This is a genomic window from Stenotrophomonas sp. RS-48 (assembly GCF_030053245.1).
Lineage (GTDB): Bacteria > Pseudomonadota > Gammaproteobacteria > Xanthomonadales > Xanthomonadaceae > Stenotrophomonas > Stenotrophomonas maltophilia_P.
The window spans coordinates 573-2,304 of record NZ_JASGBV010000160.1 but is presented as its reverse complement, the minus strand read 5'-3'; the positions used below and the strand labels follow the sequence as shown (position 1 = coordinate 2,304).

The following is a 1,732-nucleotide window of genomic DNA, read 5'->3' as shown; positions in this document are numbered from 1 at the left end:
GCTCTTTAAAGGCGTCCGGACTTGACTGCGGATACGCCACCAATGAGCTGAACGAATCCCTTGACTCCAATGCATCACGCGATGGGAAGAACAGAATAGATCCATTGATCTGATCCACCCAGGCATAGAAAGAAACGAGGCGCCCATCAAACTTTTCCGGCTGGGACAACAGAGCAGACATCGTAGTCATGCACGTTTCAGCCCCCGCCTCGTTGCCACGGATTTTACAGCTCCCCGGCGTATCCGCGAGCCCCTCATTCTGTTTAGATGAAGAGCAAGCACCCAGAACCAAAACAAGCGTGATAACTGGAAACACCCAGCGCCCAGCATTCATCATTTCACCTTAAAGAAGTAGTCTTCCGCCGCAATGTACGCGCTTGGGTTCGATCGCGCATTGACTGCTCCATTCATTCCCCTGAAGTCGAACCCCATGACTGATCCGCTTGGAGTGGCTACGTAGCTATTTACGCCTGCAGATCTTGCTCGCTCCAAGTCACCGCGATAAAGGCTCCCCTCCCAGCGACCGCCGCAGAAACAGGATCCCTTCCAGTAGCTGAATGCGGTATTCACTGGATGTGTATGAGCAATTGCCACCCTCACACCTGGTCCGGAGTAGTTGTTCTGCCCTTGAACTACGCTGCCCGCTCCAACACCCGAAGTCGCATCACCCAGAGCAAAATTGACAGTCGTATAGGACTGGTCGGAAAGCTGTGCGATATCAGCTCCCACTTCCAAGTTAGTTGCGCTGGTTACAGGCCTCGCGACTTCCCGCTGCTGATGCGTGAAGTGCATGGCAAGCCGCTGGTCTATTTCGACAACGCCAACACCGGCCAGAAACCGGTGCAGGTGATCGGCGCGGTGGATGAGTTCTATCGCCGCTACAACGCCAACGTCAGCCGCGCGGTGCATGCCCTGGGCAGTGAAGCCACCGATGCCTACGAAGGTGCGCGCAACAAACTGGCGCGCTTCCTCAACGTGCGCCCCAGCGATCTGGTGCTGTGCAGCGGCACCACCTTCGCCATCAACCTGGTGGCATACTCGTGGGCGCTGCCGCGATTGAAGTCCGGTGATGTAATCCTGGTCTCGCGCATGGAGCACCACGCCAACATCGTGCCGTGGCAGCTGGTCGCGCAGCGTACCGGCGCCACCATCCGCGTGGCCGAGATCACCCCGGATGGCGCGCTCGACCTTGATGCGCTGCGTGCGGCCATGACCCCCGAGGTCAAGCTGCTGGCGGTCACCCACGTGTCCAATGTGCTCGGCACGGTCAACCCGGTGCGCGAGATCTGCCGTGAGGCGCGCAAGCGCGGCATCATCACCGTGGTGGACGGTTCGCAGGCCGCGCCACACCGCAAGGTCGACGTCGCCGCGATCGGCTGCGACTTCTATGCCATCACCGGCCACAAGATGTGCGGACCGACCGGCACCGGCGCCCTGTGGGCACGCCGCGAGCATCTGGACGCGATGCCGCCGTTCCTCGGCGGTGGCGAGATGATCAAGGAAGTCAGCTTCGAGGGCACCGTGTTCAACGATGCCCCGCACAAGTTCGAGGCCGGCACCCCGAACATCGCCGGCTTCATCGGGCTGGGCGTGGCCGCCGACTACCTGCAGGACATCGGCCAGGAGCACGTGGAGGCGCGGGAAGCCGAGCTGCTCGCCCACTTCACCGAAGAGCTGCGCCGCGTCGAAGGCCTGCGCATCATCGGTGAAGCGCCGGAGAAGGCGGCCGTGA

General features: G+C 60.9%; 2 protein-coding genes. One reads left to right on the top strand and one right to left on the bottom strand.

The features are described from left to right. Positions 1–334: hypothetical protein (locus tag QMZ25_RS19155; RefSeq protein WP_283220143.1), on the bottom strand; the 334-nt coding region annotated here is incomplete at its 3' end. 374 nt (positions 335–708) lie between these two features. Here QMZ25_RS19155 and QMZ25_RS19150 point away from each other — a divergent pair. Then, the coding region (locus QMZ25_RS19150; RefSeq protein WP_283220144.1) for an aminotransferase class V-fold PLP-dependent enzyme at positions 709–1,732 on the top strand (1,024 nt) is incomplete at its 3' end.